General features: G+C 54.2%; 20 protein-coding genes. 6 read left to right on the top strand and 14 right to left on the bottom strand.

Features of this window, described 5'->3' with window-relative positions:
* Window positions 1-39: 39 nt before the first annotated feature.
* The 12 genes from ABJL60_RS09915 to ABJL60_RS09860 all read right to left on the bottom strand — a co-directional run bounded on the left by ABJL60_RS09915 (window position 40) and on the right by ABJL60_RS09860 (window position 13,296).
* Window positions 40-876 (bottom strand): NAD(P)-dependent oxidoreductase, encoded by an 837-nt coding sequence (locus ABJL60_RS09915; RefSeq protein WP_348376182.1) that lies wholly within the window; start codon window positions 874-876, stop codon window positions 40-42.
* Window positions 873-2,090, bottom strand: coding sequence for a pyridoxal phosphate-dependent aminotransferase (locus ABJL60_RS09910; protein WP_348376181.1), 1,218 nt, complete (start codon window positions 2,088-2,090; stop codon window positions 873-875). Before ABJL60_RS09910 ends, ABJL60_RS09915 begins: the two co-directional genes overlap by 4 nt.
* Window positions 2,087-2,860 (bottom strand): HpcH/HpaI aldolase/citrate lyase family protein, encoded by a 774-nt coding sequence (locus ABJL60_RS09905; RefSeq protein ID WP_348376180.1) that lies wholly within the window; start codon window positions 2,858-2,860, stop codon window positions 2,087-2,089. Before ABJL60_RS09905 ends, ABJL60_RS09910 begins: the two co-directional genes overlap by 4 nt.
* Window positions 2,860-4,068 (bottom strand): FAD-binding oxidoreductase, encoded by a 1,209-nt coding sequence (locus ABJL60_RS09900; RefSeq protein ID WP_348376179.1) that lies wholly within the window; start codon window positions 4,066-4,068, stop codon window positions 2,860-2,862. The genes ABJL60_RS09905 and ABJL60_RS09900 overlap by 1 nt, the downstream gene beginning before the upstream one ends.
* Window positions 4,068-5,777 (bottom strand): hydantoinase B/oxoprolinase family protein, encoded by a 1,710-nt coding sequence (locus tag ABJL60_RS09895; protein ID WP_348376178.1) that lies wholly within the window; start codon window positions 5,775-5,777, stop codon window positions 4,068-4,070. Before ABJL60_RS09895 ends, ABJL60_RS09900 begins: the two co-directional genes overlap by 1 nt.
* A gap of 4 nt (window positions 5,778-5,781) precedes the next feature.
* A complete protein-coding gene (locus ABJL60_RS09890) occupies window positions 5,782-7,860 on the bottom strand; it encodes a hydantoinase/oxoprolinase family protein (RefSeq protein WP_348376177.1) in 2,079 nt (692 codons plus the stop codon).
* Between the two features lie 95 nt (window positions 7,861-7,955).
* On the bottom strand, window positions 7,956-8,876 hold the full coding sequence (locus ABJL60_RS09885) for a LysR family transcriptional regulator (RefSeq protein ID WP_348288846.1): 921 nt from the start codon (window positions 8,874-8,876) through the stop codon (window positions 7,956-7,958).
* A 31-nt stretch (window positions 8,877-8,907) separates the two neighbouring features.
* On the bottom strand, window positions 8,908-9,699 hold the full coding sequence (locus ABJL60_RS09880; protein WP_348376176.1) for an alpha/beta fold hydrolase: 792 nt from the start codon (window positions 9,697-9,699) through the stop codon (window positions 8,908-8,910).
* Window positions 9,692-10,288: an amino acid synthesis family protein gene (locus ABJL60_RS09875; protein ID WP_108829338.1), complete on the bottom strand. Its 597-nt coding sequence runs from the start codon at window positions 10,286-10,288 to the stop codon at window positions 9,692-9,694. The genes ABJL60_RS09880 and ABJL60_RS09875 overlap by 8 nt, the downstream gene beginning before the upstream one ends.
* Window positions 10,288-11,319, bottom strand: a complete 1,032-nt coding sequence (locus ABJL60_RS09870; RefSeq protein WP_348376175.1) for an LLM class flavin-dependent oxidoreductase — start codon at window positions 11,317-11,319, stop codon at window positions 10,288-10,290. Before ABJL60_RS09870 ends, ABJL60_RS09875 begins: the two co-directional genes overlap by 1 nt.
* 4 nt (window positions 11,320-11,323) lie before the next feature.
* Entirely contained in the window at window positions 11,324-12,793 is a 1,470-nt protein-coding gene (locus tag ABJL60_RS09865) for an aldehyde dehydrogenase (protein ID WP_348376174.1), read from the bottom strand.
* Window positions 12,790-13,296 carry a flavin reductase family protein gene (locus tag ABJL60_RS09860; RefSeq protein WP_348376173.1) on the bottom strand — a complete coding sequence of 169 codons (507 nt, stop codon included), beginning with the start codon at window positions 13,294-13,296 and terminating at the stop codon, window positions 12,790-12,792. The genes ABJL60_RS09865 and ABJL60_RS09860 overlap by 4 nt, the downstream gene beginning before the upstream one ends.
* A gap of 63 nt (window positions 13,297-13,359) precedes the next feature.
* Between ABJL60_RS09860 and ABJL60_RS09855 the strand changes: the two genes are divergently transcribed.
* Window positions 13,360-14,235, top strand: coding sequence for a LysR family transcriptional regulator (locus tag ABJL60_RS09855; protein ID WP_348376172.1), 876 nt, complete (start codon window positions 13,360-13,362; stop codon window positions 14,233-14,235).
* A gap of 736 nt (window positions 14,236-14,971) precedes the next feature.
* Here the strand turns inward: ABJL60_RS09855 and ABJL60_RS09850 are convergent.
* Together ABJL60_RS09850 and ABJL60_RS09845 are read right to left on the bottom strand one after the other, a co-directional pair.
* Entirely contained in the window at window positions 14,972-17,455 is a 2,484-nt protein-coding gene (locus ABJL60_RS09850) for a methyl-accepting chemotaxis protein (RefSeq protein WP_348376171.1), read from the bottom strand.
* Between the two features lie 307 nt (window positions 17,456-17,762).
* On the bottom strand, window positions 17,763-17,969 hold the full coding sequence (locus ABJL60_RS09845; protein ID WP_108829333.1) for a cold-shock protein: 207 nt from the start codon (window positions 17,967-17,969) through the stop codon (window positions 17,763-17,765).
* A gap of 322 nt (window positions 17,970-18,291) precedes the next feature.
* Between ABJL60_RS09845 and ABJL60_RS09840 the strand changes: the two genes are divergently transcribed.
* The 5 genes from ABJL60_RS09840 (at window position 18,292) to ABJL60_RS09820 (ending at window position 24,147) form a co-directional block, all read left to right on the top strand.
* Window positions 18,292-19,359, top strand: a complete 1,068-nt coding sequence (locus ABJL60_RS09840; protein WP_348376170.1) for a LacI family DNA-binding transcriptional regulator — start codon at window positions 18,292-18,294, stop codon at window positions 19,357-19,359.
* Entirely contained in the window at window positions 19,352-20,647 is a 1,296-nt protein-coding gene (xylA, locus tag ABJL60_RS09835; RefSeq protein ID WP_348376169.1) for a xylose isomerase, read from the top strand. Before ABJL60_RS09840 ends, xylA begins: the two co-directional genes overlap by 8 nt.
* A 262-nt stretch (window positions 20,648-20,909) precedes the next feature.
* Window positions 20,910-22,205: a sugar ABC transporter substrate-binding protein gene (locus tag ABJL60_RS09830; protein WP_348376168.1), complete on the top strand. Its 1,296-nt coding sequence runs from the start codon at window positions 20,910-20,912 to the stop codon at window positions 22,203-22,205.
* Window positions 22,206-22,360: 155 nt separating this feature from the next.
* The gene (locus tag ABJL60_RS09825) at window positions 22,361-23,299 is read left to right on the top strand and encodes a sugar ABC transporter permease (RefSeq protein WP_348288966.1); all 939 of its coding nucleotides are present in this window, start codon (window positions 22,361-22,363) and stop codon (window positions 23,297-23,299) included.
* A gap of 11 nt (window positions 23,300-23,310) precedes the next feature.
* On the top strand, window positions 23,311-24,147 hold the full coding sequence (locus ABJL60_RS09820; protein WP_108829329.1) for a carbohydrate ABC transporter permease: 837 nt from the start codon (window positions 23,311-23,313) through the stop codon (window positions 24,145-24,147).
* The last annotated feature ends 76 nt before the right edge of the window (window positions 24,148-24,223 follow it).

Raw genomic sequence — 24,223 nt, 5'->3', positions numbered from 1 at the left:
GCGCAATTTACGCGCCCCGAATGAACCATCGTATAGGTTTTAATTCTCTTTTCGGTCGTCAACGACGTTCATTCCGGCCAGACCGGACTTGCCCAAATCGACACCCGCAAACGGGCCGCCATGGCACATATGGTTGGGGTCGTGTGGGTTCATGGGTGGTTCATTGGCCAAGACCTCTTCCGCGAATTGTTCTGCGTTGTCTTTCGGACGGTAGCCCAAAAAGCTGGCCTTGGAATTGTCCACGGGTGCGCGGTCATTGTCTGACACGCCGTAAATGACGGCAAATCCTGTGACAGGGGTTTCGATGCAACGTGTGACCAGCTGGATCAGATCATCATAAGACAACCATGACCCCAAAGCGCGGGCGTTGTTGACTTGGGCGCAGGACAGGATGCGCATGTGAACGCTTTCTAGGCCGCGTTTTTCCCAATACATGCGACCCAAATCCTCGGTAAAGCACTTGGCCAGACCATAGAAAGTGTCGGGGCGGTGGGCGACTTCGGTGTCGATGAATTCGTTCTTGGGATACATGCCAACGGCGTGGATGGATGACGCGTAAACGACACGGCGCACACCATGCTTTGAGGCCGCTTCCCAGACATTGTAAGACCCCACGAAATTCGGCCCAAGCAATTGTTCGAACGGGCCTTCATCGACAAAAGCGCCCATGTGCACAACCATGTCGGCGCCTTCGATCACTTTGTCCATCGCGACAAAATCCGCAAGATCGGCCTGCATGTAGGTTTCACCAGCATAAAGCGTGCCAACGTCGTCCTTGATGTCTGTGGATACCAATTCGTCGCACAGCTTGGTCAGCGGTTCGCGCAAATATGACCCCAAACGGCCTGCGGCGCCGGTCAATACGATTTTTTTCATGGTGTTTCCTTTAGTTGAAGGGCTGCGACTGCCGAAGCCAGTCGCGTCATTGCTGTCGAGAGTACGGCCTCGGAGGCGGCTGTGGAAATGCGGAAAAACGGCTCTAGCCCATAAGCGCTGCCTGGAACGGCGGCAATGCCTGCCGCTTTCAGGAAATAGGCCGTGACGTCGGCGTCATTGACCAGCGTGGTGCCGTGGGGGGTGGTGGCACCGATCAGGGCCTCACAGCCGATCAAGGCGTAAAAGGCGCCTTGCGGCGGCTCCAGTGTCAGCCCGTCGATGCCCGCGACATGATCCACAACAAGATTGCGTCGCGCTTCAAAGGCGGCATTGAAGCGGCGCACCTCGTCTTGCGGGCCATTCAGGGCGGCGGCGGCTGCGGCTTGGGCAATGGCGCAAGCGCCTGAACAAATCTGCGACTGCACCTTGGTCATGGCCGCGATCAAGGGGGCTGGGCCAGCCCCGTATCCAATGCGCCACCCCGTCATCGCGTAGGCTTTGGACACGCCGTTCACCGTCAGGGTCCGATCTTTCAATTGCGGGTTTGCCGCCGCGAAGGACAAGAATTTGTGCCCGTCAAACAAGATATGTTCGTAGATTTCGTCAGACAGGATCAACACATCTGGGTGGTCGTCCACAACCTGTCCCAAAGTGCGCAGAGCGTCGTCCGAATAGACTGCGCCTGCCGGATTGGACGGCAGGTTCAGCATGATCCAACGTGTTTTGGGGGTGATGGCAGTCCTGAGCGCGTCGGGCTTCAGGATAAATCCGTCCGACGCGGGGCAAATCAGTTCAACAGGCGTGCCGCCCAAGATCAACACAATGTCTTTATACTGGCCAAAGTAGGGGGCGCATAGCAGCACTTCGTCCTGTGGTTCCAGCGTGGTCATCATCGCGTTGAACAGCACTTGTTTTGCGCCGTTGGATACTATCACTTCGTCCAGCCCATAGCTCAGGGCATTTTCGCGCGCCAGCTTGCCCACAACGGCTTGGCGCAAGGCCGCGGTTCCATTGGTCGGCGGATAGCGTGTTTCGCCGTTCAGGGCCGCGCGGTGGGCAGCCTCAATGATGTGGGACGGCGTGTCGAAATCGGGCTCGCCCAGCCCCAGATCAATGACGTCTTCCCCGGCTGCAATGGCAGCTTTCGCCGCTTGGCTGACCCAGGCCGAGGCCGAAGGTTGGACCGGATCCAGACGGGACGCCGCATATTTCATTTCAACTGCCCTTTGACGTTTGCCAGCAATGCATCGGATGCGCGGGCAAGAAGGGTGGTGTCGGTGCCACACGCCACAAAGGTGAAGCCTTCGTTCAAAAGCTGGGCTGCAAAATCCGCATCATTGACCAAAGTCCCGACAGGCACGCCCATGTCACGCAATTTTGCGGCCACCGGTCGGATTAAATCCCACACTGCAGCATCCAAAGGCTGGCCCAGTTTGCCAATGTCTGCGGCGATGTCAGCGGGGCCAAAGAAAATGCCATCGACACCGTCTACGCCCGCGATTGCGCCGGCCTGTTCAATGGCGCTGCGGGTTTCAATCTGCAACAGGACGGCTGTTTCGCTTTCGACCTTATCCAGATAATCAGTCACGCGCCCGAATTTATTGGCCCGTGTCCCCCCTGAAAACCCGCGCATCCCATGTGGCGGATAACGTGTTGCGGCGACCGCTTTTTCGGCTTCTTCTACGGTTTGGATCATGGGAAACAGCAGACCCGGCACGCCCATGTCCAACAGGCGTTTAACTGCCACCGGATCGTTCCATTCGGGGCGCACGATCGCGGTTGTGCTGCTGGCGGCAAAGGCCTGCAACTGGCCCAGAACGCTGAAGTAATCATTGATCGAATGTTCCATATCGACCAACGCCCAATCAAATCCAGCTGGGGCTGTAACTTCGGCTGCGAAAGGGCTGTTGAGACTGGTCCAGATGCCCAACTGCTTTTGTTTGCTGGTCAGGGCGCGCATGAACGGATTTGGGGGCATTTGCATCAGATAACTGCCTTTTCGATTATTGGTGTATTGGTTGTGATCCGCTCATAGCTGAAGGGTGACAGATCAAGGCTGCGATAGGCGCCATGCACCAAAAGTTCTGCAATGCCGCGCCCCATGGCGGGGGATTGTTGCAGGCCGTGGCCCGAAAATCCGTTTTGGAAGATGAAGTTTTCAATCTCGGGATGCCGTCCCAGAACCGCGTTGTGATCCAGCGTGTTGTAGGCGTAGTGACCGGTCCAAGAATGGGTGACTTTCACGGCCTCGAACTGGGGAATACGGGTCGCAAGGATCGGCCAAGCGTGGTTTTCCCAAAAGCTGTGGTCCATATTGAAATCGTCATAATCCACAGCCGGATCGATGTCGGCGTGCCCTCCGGCTTGATAGGTGCCACCGCCATTTTCGCGGCAATGTACGCCAGAAGGATCAATGGTCAGGGGCAGGTCCTGATCGAGTGGTCGTTCGGCGGCAAAAATCCACGAAAAGCGTTTGCGCGGCTCAACGGGTATCTCAATGCCTGCCATGGCGGCTGTTCGTGCGGCCCGCGGGCCGGACGCATTGACAACCTGCCCGCAGGAGATCACTTCGCCCGAAGCCAAAGTGATGCTTTCGACACGCGTGCCTGCGGCGTTTTTTGTCATCGCGACAACTTCGTTGTGCACATACTCCACGCCGCGTTCACGGGCCAGTCGTCGCCACCAATCAAACACGGCCGCCCCGTCCCAATAGCCTTCGTCCACAGTGTTGATGGACCCCAACACAATGTCATCCACATTGTAGAAAGGGTATTTCGCCTTGATTTCGTCCGGTGTCATCAAAACGGTCGCGGCCCCTGCGTCGTGCTGGATCTTGATGTTTTCGCGTAGGGTTTGGGCGAAGCTTTCGGTGTCGGCCAGATACATGTAACCAAAGGATCGGATCGACAGTTCCGGGACGCGGTCGTCTTTCATGTAGCTGCGGATGTTTTTCACAAAATCAGCCGCAAATTGCGAGATGTTGACGTTTAGCGCGTTGGAATACTGCTGGCGCATACAGGAATTGGTGTGCGCCGTTGAGGAAAATTCATAACTTGGATCTTTTTCTACGACCAGCACACGTCCCTGAAAGTCTTTTTGTTCGGTCAGGAACCAAGCCGTGGACGATCCCATGATTGCGCCCCCCACGATGATGATGTCATAGCTGCTGTGATTTGGTGTTTGATTGCTCATCAAATTGTTCCCCCCTTGGTCACGGTGTTTTGCACATCCGCGATATCTTCGGCGCTTAAGCCATAGTCCTGTGCGGCAGTTTCGGCAGAGATGTAGCCCAATGCCAAGTCTCTTTTTACGTGATCCTTTGAACGTTTTGCCGGGTCGCCGTAGCCTGCGCCACCGGGGAAGGCCATCATCACGCGCCGGCCGTGGGCCACGAACTGCTTGCCTTTGCCGTTCATCGGGCTGCCGTCGTCTTGTGCGATTGTGGTTGGCGCGCCCGCGCCACCGCCCCGTCGTCCCTGTGCGGGGTGGTTCACACGGTCGAACATGGCTTGAATGTCGAATTCATGACCTTCGCGTGCGCCCACTTCCATGTATTGCCCCAAGCCGCCGCGTTGCTGGCCGGCGCCGCCTGAATCAGGGCGCAATTCTTTGCGCCAGATAATGACGGGGCCTGCGTGCTCTGTGGCCTCGATGGGCATGGTCATGACACCCGATGGAAAAGCCGTCGCATTCAGCCCGTCGTGTTCGGGACGCGCCCCGGATCCGCCTGAATTGAAAGTCAGTACCTCGGACCGGCGGGCGTCGTCGGGCGCGGGTGCATCGGTGCGCGGACGCAGCGACACTTGGAAGTTGCACAAACATCCCGCCCCTTCCGCAGGCACCAGACCCGGCACGATTTTGTCGAAAGCATTGTAAACCGTGTCTGGTACAAAATGCCCCACGATATGGCGCAGGGCCACGGGGGCAGGGTGCACGGCATTCACAATCGTATCAACTGGCGCTTCGATCTCGAAGGGGGCAAGGCTGGCGGCGTTGTTGGGCACTTCTGGCGCAATGGCCACTTTCAACGCGTAGCAGGCGTAGGCCTTGGCATAGACCAGCGGACAGTTGATGCCTTTCTTGTCCAAGCCCGACGACCCGGTGAAATCCGACACGATCCGGTCTTTGTGTACTGATACTTTGACCTTCAGAGTGATGGGGGCCGCAAACCCGTCCACTGTCATTTCGCCTGTGGCAGAGGTGCGGGGCAGCTTCGCAATCGCTTCGATGGTTGCGCGGCGCGAATTGTCGAGAATGAAGGTGGCCACATCGTCCAGTGCATCCAACCCGAATTCCTCCATCATGTCGATCAGGCGGCGGTGGCCGATTTCATTACACGTCGCCAAAGCATACATGTCTCCGACCAGTTGATCGGGTTCGCGGACATTGCCGCGCACGATACGAAGCAACGTGGCATCCACGTGACCGCGTTCAGCGAACTTCATGATGGGCAGATAAAGGCCTTCTTCATAAATGCTGGCGGCGTCTGCCCCGAACCCGCGCCCACCGATGTCGACGATATGGGCGGTGCAGGCAAAGAACCCCACCAAGTGGCCTTTGTGAAAAGACGGCGTGACCATGGTGATGTCATGCAGGTGGCCTGTGCCTTCCCATGGGTCGTTCGTAATGTAGACGTCGTGTTCGTAAATGTTGTCGCGCCCGATGCGTCGGATGAAATGGGCCACGGCATCGGCCATCGCATTGACATGGCCGGGTGTGCCTGTCACGGCCTGCGCCAGCATTTGGCCCTGGACGTCGTAGACGCCTGCTGACAGATCGCCTGCTTCGCGTACTGAAGTGGAAAAGGCCGTGCGCACAAGGGCTTGTGCCTGTTCTTCGACCACCGAAATCAGCCGGTTCCACATGACTTGATACGCAACGGTTGAGTGTGATTTTGCCATGGGTTTATCCTTTCACGCGCAAGTCGATGCAGCCATCAGGTTGGCGCAGCGCGATGCGTGATGCGGGCACAATGATCGTGGTTTCGTCTTCGGTGATGGCGGCGGGGCCGTTCGCTGTTTGGCCGCTGTGCATTTGATCGCGCAACACGACATCGGCTTGCATAAATTTGGCCAAAGCCGGATCAAACAGGGTGCGCGCACTGCCGACGGGCGCTGCAGATCCGATGGTGCTTTGGGCGACCGGAGCCACTGTTTCGGGACGGGTTGTTGCATTGACAGACCACACGGTGATTTCGATGTTCATGCCGTCCACCGCACGTCCGAACAGCTTGACGTAGTCTTCGGTGAAGCGGGATTTGAAGGTGTCGGCATCAGGCGCCATGGCTTGTGCTTCGGTCAGCATGATCGGGATTTCCCAACCTTGCCCTGCGTAGCGCATGTAGACTTTGAATTCGGACAGGATTTCGGCCTGCGCATCACAAGTGCGCACAAATCCCGTGGCTTCGGTTTTCAAGTCCCCCAAAAGGGCTGTGATTTTGTCCGGATCAAACGCGTCCAGCGTCATGTAAACTGATCTGTTCGCCTCAAAGCTGAAGGGTGCCCGCAAAAATCCAATGGCAGATCCAACCCCCGCCCCGGGGGGCACCAGCAGGCGTTCGACGCCCAGTTTTTCGCACAAGCGGCCCGCATGCAAAGGCGCCGCCCCGCCAAAGGCAATCATGGTGTAATCGCTGAGGTCTTCGCCATTTTCGACGGCGTGCACCCGTGCTGCGTTGGCCATGTTTTCATCCACAACTTCGGCCAAACCGAAAGCTGATGTTGCCGCATCCATATCCAATGCATCGCCCAGATGGGTTGTCAGGGCGTTTTTGGAACTGTCCGCATCCAGAACAATTGACCCACCCGCAAAGTTGTCTGCATCAAGCTTGCCCAGAACCAGATCGGCATCCGTTACAGCAGGACGTTTACCGCCGCGCCCGTAACATGCGGGGCCGGGTTCAGAGCCTGCGCTTTCCGGCCCAACACGGATTTGGCGCATCGCATCAACATGCGCCAGACTTCCGCCACCTGCACCGATTTCGACCATGTCGATGACGGGAATGGAAATCGGCATGCCGGAGCCTTTTTTGAAGCGGTAGGTGCGGGCGACTTCAAAAACACGCGATGTTTTAGGGGTTTGGTTTTTAATCAGACAAATCTTGGCTGTTGTGCCGCCCATGTCGAAACTTAATACTTTGTCCAACCCGTACCGCGCAGCGATATGTGCTGCAAAAACCGCCCCACCGGCGGGACCGGATTCAACCAGACGGACAGGAAATTCAGCAGCGCTGTCGATGGAAATTATGCCGCCGCCTGAATGCATCAGGAAGATGTTGCACCCCACGCCTTCGTCTTGCAGCCGGCCTTCGAGGCGGCCCAGATACGACTTCATCAAAGGCTTAATGTAGGCGTTGGCGACCACGGTGTTAAAACGTTCGTATTCGCGCATTTGCGGTGACACTTCGCTAGACAGGGACACCATCACATCGGGTAGCTTTTCGGCCAGCACGTCACGCACCAGCTTCTCATGGCTGTCGTTCAGGTAGGAATGGATCAGCCCGACCGCGACGCTGTCATAGCCTGCGGCCTTGATCTGATCCACGACGGGTTCAATGTCGGCGCGCGACAATGGTTTTAGCACAGCGCCCGTCGCATCCACTCGCCCCGGCACAGTGTACCGCATATAGCGGGGCAACAGGGGATCGGGCAGGTTCAGGTTCAGGTCATATTGTTCAAAGCGCGATTCAGTGCGCATTTCGATCACATCGCGGAAGCCTTCGGTGGTGATCAACGCGGTTTTGGCGCCGCGGCGTTCGATCAGGGCATTTGTCGCCAGTGTCGTGCCGTGAATGATCTGATCGATCTGTGACGGGGTGATGCCGGCTTTCGCACAAACCTGATGCATCCCGTCGATGATCGCGTTTTCAGGGGCGGTATAGGTGGTCAGAACTTTGGTCGAAAACGACGCCCCGCCCGTTTCCAGAACCACGTCTGTAAAAGTGCCGCCGATGTCGACGCCAAGCCGAGTAGAATGTTGTGCCATCTGATCTGTCCATATGCTGTCACGGTCAGAATGAGCCGTTCCTTGCATAGCTGCAAATTTTTATTTCAAATATATATGATAGAAAAAATCTATCATCAGAGCGACGATCGGTCAGCTTGGTAAGCGACAAGAACATCCTTTGCCATTTCGGCGGCATTGTTCATGAACACCGTCATTTTTTCTGTTTGATACCGTGCTGCAAACCGCAGTGCATTTGGCGTCCAGTTGACGTCCAGTTGAACAAGGCGGCGCTGGGCGATGTCACGTTCGACCAGAACACGTGGCAACAGGGCAACCCCCATGCCGTCAGCAACCATTTGCACACAGGACGTCATAGAATTGGAGGGCACAATACGCGCCGTTTGCAACCCCATGCGTGTGGCTTCTTCGGTCAGCTCGATAAAAGGCAACGTGTGTCGTGCATGGGTCAATATCGAGTATGGCAGCAGGTCCTTGATCGTGCAGGGCCCTTGCAGTTCGGCAGCGACATTCGGGCTTGCGGTCCACATATATCCGAAGCGCCCCAATTCTATCATGCCGTCAACAGGGGCCGTAAAAGGCGCGTTCATGATCGCGATGTCCAGCCGGTTGGATGCCAATGCCCTGTCCAGATTTCGTGACAAGTCCACGGTCAATTCCACAAAAACCGAAGGGTAGGTTTCTTTGATGCGGCGCAGATAGCTGTGCAGCCATGTGCAGGCGACCAGTTCTGTCACACCCAATCGCAAGCGGTCGTGGATCAGGTCGGGGCGTTCGGCCACTTCGACCAGATGTTCGGCTTGTCGTAATGTTGCGCGCGCGGCGTGCAGAATGTCGCGCCCTTTTTCTGTCAGGCGCACAGACCCCGCATCGCGTTCCATCAAGATCACGCCAAGGGTCTTTTCCAGCCCTGAAATGCGGGTCGAGATGTTGGGCTGCGTGGTGTTCAGATGTTTGGCTGCTTTGCGAAAACTGCCCAAGTCGGCGACCCAGATAAGCGCCTCGAGTTGTTTTAGGGTCAGGATGTGGCCAATCATCCGCGCAACCTGAGGCGGGCCAAGGGGCTTGTCAATCTAGGGTGTTCAGAAAATTCAGTATCGGACGGGTGAAAGCGTCCGGATCTTCGATCAGGCCTAAGTGTTTGTATTCGGGTATGATAACGCAGGTTGCGTTTGGGATTTCTTCCGCGATTGCGTGGCTCATGGCCGGTGTCGACCCCACATCGTTTTCACATGTCATGACCAAAGTGGGGTGCGCAATGGCTGGGTCGGGACCGATCAATTCACGCACGCCATGCGCCAGAACCCAAGAGGTCTGCGCATAGCTTTCGTCATCGACTTGGGTGCGCCAGTCCCGCACCAGAACCGGTCCCGTCCCGTGTTTTTGATGATCAGGCGTAAACCACCGCGCTACGGCTGCCTCAAAAGTCGCAAAAGCGCCTTGGTTGCGGGCGGCAATTGCGCGGTCTTCGACGGCTTTTTGCGCTTGCGGACCGCGATCATGAGGAGAATTCATAATGATCAAAGACCGCGCCATTTCCGGGAAATCCAAAGCGAAGCGCCGGTTGATCATGCCGCCGATAGAAAAGCCCACGATATGGCCTGCGTCGATGCCCAGATGCTGCATAAGATCGGCCAGCTGTCGGGCGTACACCGCAAGACTGGTCGTCACAGCGCTGGGCGCACTTCCGCCATGACCGTATAAATCATAGCGCAGCACGCGATAGTCCGCCAAGGCTGGCAGATGCGCGTCCCAAAGTGCACGCGACAGGCCCAGCCCATGGATCAACACGACACAAGGCGCATCGACGGGGCCTGTCAGGTCATAGGCCGTGCCATCAGGGGCAAACGCATCAGACACCGGCGGGATTGTCCACGTCGTGGCCCATTTCCTTCAGGTCTTCGTAGCGATTGCCGATGCGGTGGTTGGGATGACCACCAATGGATGCTCCAAGGGCCATGATGATTTCATCTTCGGCAGGGGCGTCTTGAACGCTGACATGAATGGTCTGGTAATGAGACCTCTTTCCACCGTCATCCTTGTGCATCAAAGGTATCATCAAGGATGTACCTGCTGCACCGCGGGTGTTGGAAAATACCAAATAGGACTGTGCGTTAACAGCTTCGCGGTACTTATTGCCAAACCACAGCGTGTGGGTCAAAGCCTGGGCGTGTTCCAGTTCACCGCCCATGCCCACGACCGACGCTTTGCCGTAGCCTTCAACGCCATCCCCCGCCACGTCCAATATCATTTTGGTCAACAAAGCACCCACTTCGGGGCCGACGTCCCGAATTTCGGGGCGCAGGTTTTCAACATGACCGCGTCCGAACCACGGGTTCTTGATAATCGCCATGGCAGCAATCAGTTTGGTCGGGGTCTCTACGGCTTTCCAACCTTCAATGTAGGTGTCTTGCACATTCAGGATTGTACGGCGAATTTCAGCGGGCATCAGGTAAACTCCGGCATAACTTCGTTGATGAATAGGTCCATGGATCGCTGTTGCACATCCATATCAAGCCCCATTGAGGCGTAATAAATGAAAGCATCCACGCCAAGGGCTTCGTAGGCTTTCAGTTTCTCGATGACTTGCGCGGGCGAGCCGAACATCAGGTTCTCTTCCAGCATCGATGGGTCGACGCGGGCGTTGCCATCCAAATCGGCCAACGCGACCTGTTCTGGAAAGCCATTCACGACCTCGCCCTTTTTGATCATGACATTGCCGAAACGTCCCAAGGCCCCGCGAATGGCATCTATTGTTGTGGCACGATCGGTGTCGTTGTCGTAGACAGCGGTATGGCGCATAAGTGCGAAAGTGCCGTTCCAACCCCCTGCTTTTGCGATGCTTTCATCCAATTGGGCACGGTATTTGACGGCCTCGTCCATGGGCATCGCCAAAGGCCAACACATGATGTTGCAGTCGTTTTCGACCGCGTAATCGAAGGTGATTGGCGAACGTGCGGCAACCCACATCGGCACTTTGTCTTGCAAAGGTTTGGGGCAGGACGTTGCGGCAGGGAATTGCCAGTGCGTGCCATTGTGTGTGATGTCGCCTTGCCACAATTCGCGCACCAGCGGCAACATTTCTTGCATGTATTTGTAGCTGTCGCGTTGATCGAGACCGGGTTTCATACGATCAAATTCGCGTTGATAGGCCCCGGATCCCAGACCCAGCTCTAACCGGCCGCCGGACAGAACATCGACCATCGCAGCTTCGCCAGCCAGATTGATAGGATGCCAATACGCCGCGTTCGCAACGCCGCAGCCCACACGAATGGTGTCGGTGTGATCCGCCCACCACGTCATCAATTGGAAAGGGTTTGGGGCGATGGTCATTTCGAGCGCATGGTGCTCAGCAGCCCACGCAATTTCAAACCCAGCGGCGTCGGCCTGCTGTACCATTTTAAGCGTGTGGTCACGTACGGCACGAATGTCGGTGGCGTCATCCATACGTTCCAGGTTGATTGCGAGATGGAATTTCATGGGGCTAACTCATTTTGAAGGGGTTGGCGATTGGGGCGTCGGACAGGTTCATCCAGACGGTTTTTGGGCGGGTGTAGGCGTAAACGGCCTGCATCCCGGCTTCGCGGCCGTAGCCGGAATTTTTAACGCCACCAAAGGCCGCAACGGGGCTGATGGCGCGGTATGTGTTGACCCATACGATGCCGGCCTTCACACGTTTTGACATGCGCAAGGCGCGCGCACTGTCCTTGGTGAAAATTCCTGCGGCCAACCCGTGTTTGCTGTCGTTGGCCAAGGCCAGAACTTCATCTTCGGTTTTAAAAGTTTGTACGGACAGAACAGGCCCAAAAAGTTCGGTGTCGACGATCGTCATGTCCTGTCTCGGGCAAGAAATAAGGGTGGGTTCATAATACAACCCTTGCACATCAGCCCGCTTGCCGCCCGTCAGCACAGTGCCACCTTCGTGCACGGCCAAAGCGACTTGGGTGTCAATGTGGTCAAGCTGACCTTGGGTGCACAGCGGCCCCATTTCCGTATCTTCAGCTTGAGGGTCGCCAATGCGGATGCCTTGGGCAATGGACACGAGGCGTTCCAAGAACGCTTCCGCGATGTCCTCATGCACATATAGCCTGGAGCCCGCGACGCAGCTTTGCCCCGTAGCTCCGAAAATTCCGGCTACCGATCCATTGACCGCACTGTCCAAGTTCGCGTCTTCAAAGACGATAAACGGGGATTTACCGCCCAGTTCTAACGACACTTCGGCGAAGTTTTCCGCAGCATTGCGCACAATGTGGCGCGCCGCATCGGGCCCACCCGTGAAGGCGATTTTGGACACCAGCGGATGGGTTGTCAGGGTTTGACCGCAGGGGGTGGCATGGCCCGTCACGATGTTAATGACCCCGTCAGGAATACCGGCTTCAGACACCAGTTTTCCAAACTCTAACAATGGCGCAGAGGCGTGTTCGGACGCTTTCAATACGATTGTGTTGCCTGCCGCCAAAGCAGGGCCAATTTTGACAGCACTTAGGAACATCTGGCTGTTCCATGGTATGACAGCGGCCACGACGCCGATAGGTTCGCGGTCGGTGAAAACAAACATGTCGGGCTTGTCGATGGGCAGCGTTTCGCCGTGGATTTTATCGGCAGCGCCTGCATAAAATTGGAAAAATTCAGCTATGTAAGTGGCTTGCCACGCGGTTTCTTTAAACAGCTTTCCTGTATCGACTGTTTCAATGCGTCCGATCGTTTCGGAATTTTCCGACAACAAATCCCCCAATCGGCGCAAACATTTGCCGCGCATCGTCGGTGTCATCTGTCCCCATGGGCCGTCCAGTGCCCTGTCTGCGGCCCGAACAGCGGCGTCGACATCTTGCTCTGTTGCTTCGGGAATCGTTGCCCATTTCTGGCCGGTTGCCGGATTGAAGCTGTCAAAACGGGCGTCGTCAGATGCATCGACCCATTGCCCGTCGATTAACATTTGGTAGTGTGCTGTCATGGCATTGCCGCCTTTGTGGGGACTGAGGTTTGGTACTGACCGGCCAAATACGTCAAAGGCATTTCTGATCCCAAAGCGATTTGGGTGACGCGCCCGATGCAGATAAGGTGGGTGCCTTCCATGACCGCTTGCGTCAGCTGACATTGCAGGGACGTGGCACCAGCCAGGCCATGCACAGGTCCAAAGTCTGGCCCTGTGACGTCCATCCCTTCAAACCGGTCTTGGATAAACGTGTCGTGTCGCCCTGCAAATCGGTCTGCGATGTATGACGCATGATCGGGCAAGACGTTTACACAAAAAGCGCGATTGTCACTGACTTTTGCTGCAATTGTCGATGCTGCATTGAGGCAAACCAGAACTGTTGGCGGATTGGCCGACACCGAACAAAAGGCTGACACTGTGGCGCCGTACCGGCCCGCGTCACCATCTGTCGTCACAACGCTGACACTGCTTGCAACAGTGCGCATGGCTGCGATGAATTCCTGACTGGTTGTAGATTGCATCAAGCGTTTCTCCTTTTGAGGAGAGGGTAATGTAAAACTTAGATATATGATATTGAAAGTTATTTGACAGTAAGTTCGAAATATTCGAATTATGTACATATGAATTTGTCCGAGCTCAGAACTTTCCTTTCTATTGTCGAAACCGGCAGCCTTGTCCGTGCATCGGAGGCGTTGAATGTGACCCAGTCGACAGTAACTGCACGTTTGAAAACCCTTGAGGACACAGTTGGTCAAACCCTAATCAACCGCAGCAAATCGGGTGCAACCTTGACGGCGGCTGGCATGCGCCTTTTGCGGTATGCGGACACGATTTCCGAACTGTGGCGACAGGCACAGCAAGAGGCGTCGCTGCCAGAAGAGCTATCGGGGGTGTGCAATTTGGCGTGTGAAACGGATTTGTGGCCCGGATTGGGAGAGAGATTCTTTGTCAATTTGCAAAACAGATATCCGGCGACTGCGATTTCAGTCTGGTTGGGCAGCCAGTCTGACGTCGCCGAATGGCTTGGCTCTGGACGGTCAGACATTGCTTTCACTTACCGTGCGGCAATTTCTCCACGCCAAAGTCAGACGGAATTGAAGCCCGATCAATTAACGTTGGTCGCAACGCATCATGACAGCCTTGGGCGTGAGGATGCAGGTTATGTTTTTGTGGAAGGAGGCCAGGACTTTGGTCGCGATCATGCGTCCGCATTTACAAATGCAGTGAGCCCGCGGTTAAGTTTTGGTACGGCCACCATGGGGCTACAGCATCTATTACGCGCAGGCGGTTCGGCTTATGTACCGCTTCGAATGGTGGCGGATGCTGTGTCAAATGGTTCGATGTTTACTGTACCCTCAGCACCTGTTTTTGAACGAAGGGTCTATCTGACATCAAATAAATCTGCCGAGAAAAACTGGAGCTGGTTTAGTTCGGTTAATCATTTAATTTCAATTTCTTAGGTCAGGCGAGTTCGATTTGGGTTCTGTCGTCAAAAATCTTTGAACCTGATTGCAATAATGAGCGAAGGCGCAACGTCGCTAACCTTTTCCAAGTTCTCGATCCAAGGCAACATGAATAATAGTTCTCTGCACAGGTTTTTTGCGGTCACATGGAAGAGAACCTGGTGCAGTTTGATCATAGTCGGAAAAACCGCATTTTCTGGCTTCAAAAGTGTATGATTTGGTAGTGATTGAATTTGATGTTCAATGCGTTGCACTGGATAAGAAGGTGAAACTGGGGGTGCATTCGTGTACTGGTTGGTAAAGACGTGACGTATCTGACGGTGCTGAAAAGGCATCAGCCGCTTGTGCCGTCCTGGCCATGCCAAGGCCTGTGGCCTGCTTTTCTTTGCACAACATCTTGTTTGTGTTTCTACTGGAAGCGGTTGTCGCAGCTAACCTCGATGACCACGTTTTCGAATTATTCACAGCCTAAGCAGTCGACGCTCTGGAAACGGCCCTAGCAGTTTTGCCACATGTGCGCCGAGATGGGATCCCGTGTAATGAGCACGTAAAACATGGATATTTGCACAGTATTTTGGCGCCAGTTTTAAACCGTTTGGGTGGTCCAAAAGCGGTCTTTGAACATTTTGGCAGCTTACGTTTAGTCTGACCAAAATTATATCGTTCGGGTGGGCAGGTTACTTGGTCGCCCGTGTGCGAACTGATATTATAAACGGTTATTGCGCAGGGTTTTTTAACCCGCTTTCCGATTGTTTTGACTGTGATTTGGGGCTTCGATTTGAAAGCGTGCTGTCGATTTTTTCAAGTCACGAGACTGGCTTGCCAATTCCAAAGTGGAAGCCGTAACTTCTTCCAAAGAGGCCGCTTGTTTTTGAGTGTTTTGTTCTATTGCAATCGCAGCTGTGGAAATTTCATCAATTCCCTTTGATTGCTCAGATACAGCGGCCGTAACGACTTCGACACGGTCAGAGATCGCAACGACTCGTGCCGCAATGTGTTCAAGCAGATTTCGCGCACTTCCGACTTTGGAAACGCCATCTGTTACGGCGATGTCGCTTGCTGAAATGACACCCTCGATTTCAGTAGCTGCTTCGCTGGCGCGTTGTGCCAAAGCTCTCACTTCGGATGCAACAACGGAGAACCCGCGTCCTGCCTCGCCTGCTCTTGCGGCTTCGACACCGGCGTTTAACGCGAGAAGGTTAATTTGAAAGGCGATTTCATTGATGACAGCAACCACACGGGTGATTTCACGCGATCCTTCTGCGATGCGGTCCATCGAAGACACCGCTTCTGCCGCGATCTTTTCGCTTGAGGCTGCAGTTTTCCGGGCTTCTGTTGCATCTGCGCTTGCTTCATGGACATTGTCTCGTACCTGCCGGACGGAGGAAGACAAGTGTTCAAGTGCGGACGATGTTTCTTCAACGGATGCTGCATTTTCTTCGGCGCGTTGGGAAAGCGCTTGTGCTGTTTCTTGCATGTCGGAAGAAGAAATCGCCAGGGTCTCTCCTGTGTCGGCAATATCGACGATCAGCGAGGTCAAAGCATCTATCATGTCATTCACATTTCGCTGCAAATCGGCGAAAGCACCATCAAATCGGCCCGTCATCCGTTGGGAAAAATCACCTTGAGCGACACGCTCCAGCAATCGGCCTGTTTCTGTTAAGCCACTGTCCACGGCCTGCATCAAGGCATTGATGTCGTTTGACAGCGCAACTAATGTTTGATCGTCAAATTGCGTTTCGATGCGTGTGGAAAAATTGCCGGCAATGGCCTCATTGACAACTTGGCCGATGGACTGCCCTAAAATTTCCATCATTTCCTGACGTTCTGCAGCCGCAGCTTTGTCGGCTTCAATTTTTTCAGCAGCCAAAAGTGCTTCCCTTTGAGCGGCAGATTCACGTTCAGTATTGAGTTGTTCCATCTTCGTGTTCGCACGGGTTTGTTCTGCGTTTAATGCGTCAATCTTGAGCGCATTCTGTCGAAAAACTTCAGTTGCCCTGGCAAGGCTACCTATCTCATCGCCGCGTGTTGTTTCAGGCACATTGGTTTGCAAATTTCCAGCTGCTACGTCTTTTACAGAATTTGTAAGGTTTTTGATCGGCACTGAAATGCTGCGCGAAAACATGATTGCGGCCATCAATACTGTTAAGAAAATTGCGAGAGAAAACAGCAAAATTTTGAATACCAAAGGGCCAACTCCGGCAAAAAGCTCTTTTGTATCTTGCTGCACGATCGCGACCATTTTGGTGCCAAGAAATTCGATTGGATTAAAGTAACCCATCACGTCTTGGCCGTTAAATCCGGTATCGGAAAAACTACCACTTTGATCTGCCAGCCCGCGTGCAATGATTTCACCGTTGTGCGCCAGTTCGAGAATGTCGGTTTCGTTTGTTTGAATTGAGCTAGAGCGCAAAAGGTGATCATCTCCAATTAGGAACCCATTCGCAGTTGCACCAAGGCCTTGCAGATCGCCTGCAGCCTGGTTCAAAGCCCCAATTGGCATTTGATACGCTAATACACCGACGAGAATGCCGTTCTGGTCAATAACAGGGCGCGACATGAATGCGGCAGCAGTAGAGTGTGAAGGCCCGTATCTGGTGAAATCTACATACACTGTTTCCTGGTCTGGTGTCCGCTCCAATGCTTTGGAGAAGGCTGTGGCCAACCCGGTATCCTTCCACATGCCGTCGACAAGGTTGGTCGCAAAATCGTTTTCTTTAAAAACGCTGTAGACTAGGTTTCCTTTCACATCGAAAAGGAACAAATCATAATAGCCCATTTCATTCTGCAGATTGTCCAGAACGGGATGGTAAATGCTGTGCATGAACCCGTAGCTTGATTGAGTGTCGGCTTTTACCAACAGATCCTTTTGACCGGTCGGATTCTCATTTTCGTGGATATAAACACGAGTTAGGGTGTCATATGCGTCTTCCCCGAGACTTTCGAATCCGTCGGTAAAGGCAACAAGCGCTTGGGCGATAAGCGGGGTGGCCGATTGAAGCCTGATGTCACGCTCAATTGAGCCAAACAGGTCATTCACCCGGTCGGCCTGCATCATTGCAATTGATTCCAGTTTTTCTTCCACAGAATTGGCAATGATACCGCGCGCTGCAGTGACACTAACGATCGTCAGTGCGATGACCGTGATTGCTACCGAACATGCGATCGCAATGGGCAATTTCACGCCAATAGCGATGTTGCGGATAGGTTTTTTCATATTAACCTCAATCGTCCCAAAGATCACTGAATCCATAGAACGATCGCGGATCTGCTACAGCATCAGATGATGTTGCATTTGACTAGTTCGATTCGGTTACGATTTGTTGAAACCCCATGGCAAAGTGACCAAGTCAAAAGTGGGGCATTCGTAATTTGCATTGGAAATCAATTGCCAATGGGTCGTTTGGCGTAGGCATATTTAGGCGCGCTGGTCACACATCACGAAATGCAAAAAAGGCGCACGGAGTACCGTGCGCCTTCGAATTCTTGGTTGCCGCCGACGTAAAGTCGGCTGCCAGATCAGCTTACGCCAATGCGATGTTTGTCGCGCTTTCGCGGTTATCGCGGCCAGCTTCGATGTCGAATGTGACTTTTTGGTTGTCTGCCAAGCCTGTGAGGCCTGCGCGCTCAACTGCAGAGATGTGTACAAACACGTCTTTGCCACCTTCGTCAGGTGCGATAAAGCCGAAGCCTTTAGTAGAGTTGAACCATTTCACGGTGCCATTAGCCATCGTGTTTCTCCTTAAAATACTGCCCGCGGAATGCGGCAGGTCGGCGTGGTCAGTGCAAGATCGCAAGACTGAGCCTTTAGGAGCAGAAAAAACGATAGTGGTAACGTAGCACCCGCTGGTTAGGGCCATAAGCTGTAGAAAGCAAGACAAATACGCATCAAAACGCCGACTGCAGTGCGGCATCTTGTCGTGAAGTCGACGCCCCTCAAAAAGCGAAATTCTATCAATGATAGAAATGATTGACGTATGTCAAAGTGTGATTGACGTATACCATTTCTAGCGGTAGCAAATGCGGCACCACAGTAACTGCGATGGAGGTGGCATGAAGAACCCGACGTTAAGTGACGTGGCGAAGTCCGCGGGTGTCAGCTATGCAACTGCTGATCGCGTTATTAATAAGCGGGGGAATGTCGCGGAAAAATCCACCCGCAAGGTCCGTGATGCGATGGTTGCTTTGGGTTATGTGCGCAATGTTGCCGCCGCCAACCTGTCGCGCAAACGGATTTACCGGCTTGCTTTCCTGCTTCCGAACGGACCCAATGCGTTCTACGATCGTATCCGCAGTCATCTGCATGGGCTGTCGGACCATCTTGCAAAGGATCAGATCAGCGCAACGGCTATCGGTGTCGATGCCTTTGCCGTGGGCGGTCTCAAGTCGTGTTTGAGCGCGATTGCTGATCAGGGTTTCGATGGTGTTGCTGTTGTCGGGCTGCAAAGCACTGAACTGGAGGCCCCGATAGAGCGCTTGGTAGAGCAGGGCGTTCACATCATCAGCTTGGTGTCTGACCTGCCCAAGCATCTGCGCTCGGCCTATATTGGCATCGATAATGTCGCCGCAGGGCGCACGGCCGCCCGTCTTGTCGGAGTGTCGCATGGCGGGCAATCGGGGCGTATCCACATCCTTGCCGGATCCACCGAGGCCCATGACCACGCGGATCGTTTGGCTGGCTTTTACGAGGTAATACACCGTGATTTCCCAAATCTTGCGGTGAATGTTCCGGTGATGACCTGCGATGATCCAAATGTCGTGAAAGCCGAAGTTGAGCAGGCGGTCGATAAATCGTCCGGTATCACTGCGCTTTACAACATCGGTGCCGGCAACGTTGGCCTGATAGATGCAATGGCGCAGCTTGACCAAACCCACCGCCCCTTTTGTGTGGCGCATGAATTGATGCCGGACACATGCCACGCTTTGCAACACGGGCATATCGATCTGGTGATTGATCAAGGGCCGGATGTGGAAGTGAACAGGGCCCTTAGCGTGTTGAAGGCCTTGATCGACGGGCGTTCGCCGCCTCCGGCCCCTGATTTGGTTCCCACTATATATGTCCGCGATAACCTTCCTGCGGACCCCACTTTGGCAATGATGAAAGACACTTCCCATGACTGATTTTTTCAAAGGTATAACGCCGCTACGCTATGACCCCAGCAGCACCGATCTGGCCTTTAGGCACTATAACCCAGACGAGATCGTAATGGGCAAACGGATGGAGGAGCATTTGCGTTTCGCCGTGGCCTATTGGCATTCGTTTGCGTGGCCGGGCGGTGATCCGTTTGGCGGAGAAACATTCGAGCGCCCCTGGTTTGGGAATACCATGGATTTGGCGCGTATGAAGGCGGATGTGGCCTTTGAAATGTTTGATCTGCTCAATGTGCCGTTCTTTTGTTGGCATGATGCCGATATCCGTCCCGAAGGGGATAGCTTTGCCGAAAGTCTGCGCAACTTTGAGGAAATCATTGATTATTTTGGCGCAAAGATGGACGGGGCAAAAACGAAATTGCTGTGGGGAACCGCAAACATGTTCAGCCATCGCCGGTTTATGTCTGGCGCGGCCACAAACCCCGACCCGGATGTCTTTGCGTGGTCCGCTGCCACGGTCAAGGCGTGTATGGATGCGACGCATAAGCTGGATGGCCAGAACTATGTGCTTTGGGGGGGGCGTGAAGGGTATGAGACGCTTCTGAACACGGACATGAAGCGCGAACGCCAGAACGCGGGGCGTTTTTTGCAGATGGCAGTCGAATACAAACACAAGATTGGTTTCAAGGGCGCCATCCTTGTTGAGCCAAAGCCGCAAGAGCCATCAAAGCACCAGTATGATTATGATGTGGCAACCGTGTATGGCTTCTTGAAAGATTTCGGGCTGGAAGACGAAGTGCAAATGAACATCGAACAAGGGCACGCAATTCTTGCCGGACACTCGTTTGAACACGAATTGGCGCTTGCCAGCAGCCTGGGCATTTTTGGGTCAATCGACATGAACCGGAATGACTATCAATCGGGGTGGGATACGGATCAGTTCCCCAACAACACGCCCGAAGTGGCTTTGGCTTACTATGAGGTCATCAAAGCGGGTGGCTTCAAAACGGGGGGCACAAACTTTGACGCAAAGCTGCGCCGGCAATCTTTGGATGCACAAGATCTGATTGCGGCGCACGCCGGTGCAATGGACATTTGTGCGCGTGGTTTCAAAGCGGCAGTGGCCATGACGGAAGACGGCACCTTGGAAGCAATGCGGCAAGATCGCTATGCGGGTTGGGACACATCCGACGCCAAAGCTATGCTGGCCAGCGACTTTTCAAGTATCGCAGAGCGGGTCGCGTCAACGGGCATCGATCCTGCCCCGCGGTCCGGCAAACAAGAGATTTTGGAAAACATCGTCAACCGTTTCGTCTGATCGGTTCTTTGCCCTATCAAGCAATCACAAAAGGCGGGCAACCCTGTCCGCCTTTTGTGTGTTTTGGATAAGATCTAGACATCGCCTAGGCAGCCATTATCGGAACAGGCCACTGATAAATGCACAACAATACCTCGTTTTTGCGGGATATTTGATGCATTTGTACGCTATTTTGATAGATTTGTATTAGAGTGGACGGAGTTAATCTATCAATCTTATAGGACAGACAAAAAACGATTCTGTCATTTCTGGGAGGAAATCTATGAAATCTCTTCGTAACACTGCGCTTGGCTTGACGCTTGGTATCGCTGGTGCGTCTTTCGCGTTGGCCGATGGTCACGCCAAGGAACTTACGATTGCGATCGTGAACAACGGTCACATGATCAACATGCAAAAAGTGGCTGAAGCCTACACCGAAGAAACCGGCGTAAAGCTGAACTGGGTGTCGCTGGAAGAAGGCGTTCTGCGCGAGCAAGTCACATCCGACACAGCCACAGGTGGCGGCCAGTACGACATCATCAACATCGGCATGCAAGAAGCACCAATCTGGGGTGCCGCAGGCTGGATCGAACCACTTGAGTTCGGCGCAGACTATGACGTTGACGACATGCTGCCAGCGATGCGCAACGGCTTGTCCCACGAAGGCACATTGTACGCGGCACCATTCTACGGTGAATCGTCCATGGTCATGTACCGCAAGGACCTGACAGACGCCGCAGGCGTAAACATCGCCGACAACGACAGCTGGGACAACGTGAAAGCGGCAGCCGCTGCAATCCACAACCCAGATGCCGGCGTTTACGGCGCATGCTTGCGCGGTAAGCCAGGTTGGGGCGACAACATGGCGTTCATCACGACCGTTGTGAACTCCTTTGGCGGTGCGTGGTTCGACGCAGACTTCAAACCAACGCTTGATTCAGACGAATGGAAAGCGGCCATCAACTTTTACGTTGATCTGCTGGGCAACTACGGCCCTCCCGGTTCTGAAGGCAACTCCTTCAACGAAATCTTGGCTTTGTACAACGAAGGCAAATGCGGCATGTGGATCGACGCCACAATCGCGGCATCTTTCTTGACAGTTGACGGCGTTGCATACGCCCAGTCCCCGAACGCTGGTAACCCAGTGGGCGCGAACTGGTTGTGGGCATGGGCGATGGCGGTTCCGGCCGGTTCCCCGAACGCTGCTGAATCCCAAGCGTTCATCGAATGGGCCACGTCCAAAGAGTACATCAAAGCCGTGGGCAACCACCCAGACTTTGGTTGGGGCAAAGTGCCAACAGGTACACGCGCTTCCACATATGCGATCCCTGAATTCCAAGCCGCAGCACCTTTCGCTGCTGCTGAAATGGCAGCCATTGAATCTGCGGCCCCAGAAGCCACAGACATCAAGCCATACGTAGGTGTTCAATTCGCAGCGATCCCCGAGTTCCCGGAAGTGGGTTCTGCGGTTGCGCAAGAAATGGCAGCTGCTTTGTCAGGTGCGAAATCCGTAGATGAAGCCTTGGAAGCTGCACAAGCAGCGGCTGACGCAATCATGTCGGAAGCGGGTTACTACTAACTCTCTCTAAAATGTGCAGAGGTCCGGCCAAAGTGCCGCCGGACCTCTCGCCCCATACCGTTTTTCAGGTGCGCCAGCGATAATCTGCGTTCATGAAAAGCTGTATCATGCCATCACCCACCGCATCTTTGTCCAACAAAGGCTTTGAAACCGTTATGTCCGACAGAACGATTCCCCGTTTGCTTCAAACACCTGCCGTCATCTTGTTGTTGATCTGGATGTTGGTGCCCCTCAGCATGACGCTGTATTTTTCATTCATTCGCTATGTATTGAACAGTCTGCGCCGCCCCGAATGGACCAAACCCGCCCTGAGCAACTGGCGTGGTTTTGGCAACTATGAATACGTGCTCAACGCTAAAGATTTTTGGTTCGCGATCCAGAATTCGGTGTTCATCGTGACCAGTATTCTGATCATCACGGTGGTTCTGGGGCTGGCCATCGCGGTTTTGATCAACCGTAATTTCCCTGGGCGGGGCATTGTGCGCGTGCTTTTGATTTCGCCGTTTTTCGTGATGCCGGCTGTGAATGCCGTGTTGTGGATCAACATGATCCTTGATCCGGTGCTTGGCTTGCAGGGGATTGCCGTTGGTGGTTTGAACAATTTGGTTGACGGTCTGCGTGATTTTCCGGTGCTTGGGGCGTTCTTCTCGCTTTGGCCCGAGATCGAACCGATTTCTTTCCGGGCAACGCAAACATCGGCTTATGCCGTTATCATGATGGTGGCATGGCAATGGACGCCTTTTGCGATCCTAATTTTCATGACGTCACTGCAATCCGAAGACGAGTCGCAAAAAGAGGCCGCAACATTGGACGGTGCCGGGGCATGGTCGCAATTCATCAACCTGACAGTGCCACATCTGGCGCGTCCCATCGCGATTGTTGTGATGATCCAGTCGATCTTCCACTTGTCGCTTTATGCCGAAATTGAAATTGTCAGTCGCGGCAACGGGAACAAAAACCTTCCCTACCTGATCGGCGAATTTTCATCCAACAACATTGGTGCCGCAAGCGCCACGGGCATCTTCGCCGTCATCCTTGCCAATATCATCGCCATCTTCTTGCTGCGCATGGTTGGCAAAAGCTTGATGGATTAAGGGATAAGAACATGGCAGCTGTTACAGAACGATCCAAATTCGGCAACTTTGCATGGCCTGTGCTGGCATGGGGTGTCGCGCTGATTTTCTTCTTTCCCATCTTCTGGTTGGTGTTCACCAGCTTCAAAACGGATGCGGATGCGGTCAAGCCGGAACACCTGTTTTTCTTCACGCCAACGCTGGAAAACTACACCAATATGACGGAAAACTATGACTATTGGCGCTTTGCGATCAATTCCGTCATCACCTCAACATTTGCCACGTTGTTCGCCTTGGTCGTCGGCGTACCGTCAGCCTATGCGATGGCGTTCAATCCCAGCCGTCACACCAAAGACATCCTGATGTGGATGCTGTCCACCAAGATGCTGCCTGCCGCTGCTGTGCTGTATCCAATGACGTTTCTGACCAAGAATTTCCTTGGGATTTTTGACACCCACTTTCTGGTGATCCTGGTTTTGTGCCTGATCAACTTGCCCATCGCGATCTGGATGTTGTTCACCTACTTCAAGGAGATCCCGAAAGAGATCATCGAGGCGTCCAAGATGGACGGTGTGACAACCTGGGGCGAAATCAAAGACATCTTGATTCCGCTGGCCTGGGGGGGCGTCGCCTCAACAGCGCTTTTGACGTTTATCTTCTGCTGGAACGAAGCCTATTGGACGGTGCGCCTGACCACCATTGACGCGGCCACCCTGTCCAAACTGATTGAAGGAAACCGCGCACCCGAGGGACTGTTCTTTGGCCGATTGGCTGCTGTGTCCACAGCCGCCGTAGGTCCGATTGTTGTGCTGGGTTGGTTCTGCCAGAAACAGTTGGTGCAGGGTCTGACCTTCGGGGCCGTCAAATGAAACGTCACGGGCCTTTTTACAAAGTGGCAAAGGCGATCCCCGATACACTGTGGAGCTACGCCGCCTGCTTTGCCGC

It is taken from the genome of Ascidiaceihabitans sp., assembly GCF_039986515.1.
Lineage (GTDB): Bacteria > Pseudomonadota > Alphaproteobacteria > Rhodobacterales > Rhodobacteraceae > Ascidiaceihabitans.
The sequence above is the reverse complement of the archived record's forward strand: the minus strand, read 5'-3'. Positions and strand labels throughout refer to the sequence as shown.

Excerpts from the sequence above, each read along its gene's own strand:
- ABJL60_RS09865 (WP_348376174.1), bottom strand. The coding sequence starts at position 12,793 with ATGACAGCACACTACCAAATGTTAATCGACGGGCAATGGGTCGATGCA.
- ABJL60_RS09870 (WP_348376175.1), bottom strand. The coding sequence starts at position 11,319 with ATGAAATTCCATCTCGCAATCAACCTGGAACGTATGGATGACGCCACC.
- ABJL60_RS09830 (WP_348376168.1), top strand. The coding sequence starts at position 20,910 with ATGAAATCTCTTCGTAACACTGCGCTTGGCTTGACGCTTGGTATCGCT.
- ABJL60_RS09875 (WP_108829338.1), bottom strand. The coding sequence starts at position 10,288 with ATGCCCGCTGAAATTCGCCGTACAATCCTGAATGTGCAAGACACCTAC.
- ABJL60_RS09850 (WP_348376171.1), bottom strand. The coding sequence starts at position 17,455 with ATGAAAAAACCTATCCGCAACATCGCTATTGGCGTGAAATTGCCCATT.
- ABJL60_RS09820 (WP_108829329.1), top strand. The coding sequence starts at position 23,311 with ATGGCAGCTGTTACAGAACGATCCAAATTCGGCAACTTTGCATGGCCT.
- ABJL60_RS09840 (WP_348376170.1), top strand. The coding sequence starts at position 18,292 with ATGAAGAACCCGACGTTAAGTGACGTGGCGAAGTCCGCGGGTGTCAGC.
- ABJL60_RS09910 (WP_348376181.1), bottom strand. The coding sequence starts at position 2,090 with ATGAAATATGCGGCGTCCCGTCTGGATCCGGTCCAACCTTCGGCCTCG.
- ABJL60_RS09845 (WP_108829333.1), bottom strand. The coding sequence starts at position 17,969 with ATGGCTAATGGCACCGTGAAATGGTTCAACTCTACTAAAGGCTTCGGC.
- ABJL60_RS09825 (WP_348288966.1), top strand. The coding sequence starts at position 22,361 with ATGTCCGACAGAACGATTCCCCGTTTGCTTCAAACACCTGCCGTCATC.
- ABJL60_RS09895 (WP_348376178.1), bottom strand. The coding sequence starts at position 5,777 with ATGGCAAAATCACACTCAACCGTTGCGTATCAAGTCATGTGGAACCGG.
- xylA (WP_348376169.1), top strand. The coding sequence starts at position 19,352 with ATGACTGATTTTTTCAAAGGTATAACGCCGCTACGCTATGACCCCAGC.
- ABJL60_RS09885 (WP_348288846.1), bottom strand. The coding sequence starts at position 8,876 with ATGATTGGCCACATCCTGACCCTAAAACAACTCGAGGCGCTTATCTGG.
- ABJL60_RS09915 (WP_348376182.1), bottom strand. The coding sequence starts at position 876 with ATGAAAAAAATCGTATTGACCGGCGCCGCAGGCCGTTTGGGGTCATAT.
- ABJL60_RS09900 (WP_348376179.1), bottom strand. The coding sequence starts at position 4,068 with ATGAGCAATCAAACACCAAATCACAGCAGCTATGACATCATCATCGTG.
- ABJL60_RS09860 (WP_348376173.1), bottom strand. The coding sequence starts at position 13,296 with ATGCAATCTACAACCAGTCAGGAATTCATCGCAGCCATGCGCACTGTT.
- ABJL60_RS09890 (WP_348376177.1), bottom strand. The coding sequence starts at position 7,860 with ATGGCACAACATTCTACTCGGCTTGGCGTCGACATCGGCGGCACTTTT.
- ABJL60_RS09905 (WP_348376180.1), bottom strand. The coding sequence starts at position 2,860 with ATGCAAATGCCCCCAAATCCGTTCATGCGCGCCCTGACCAGCAAACAA.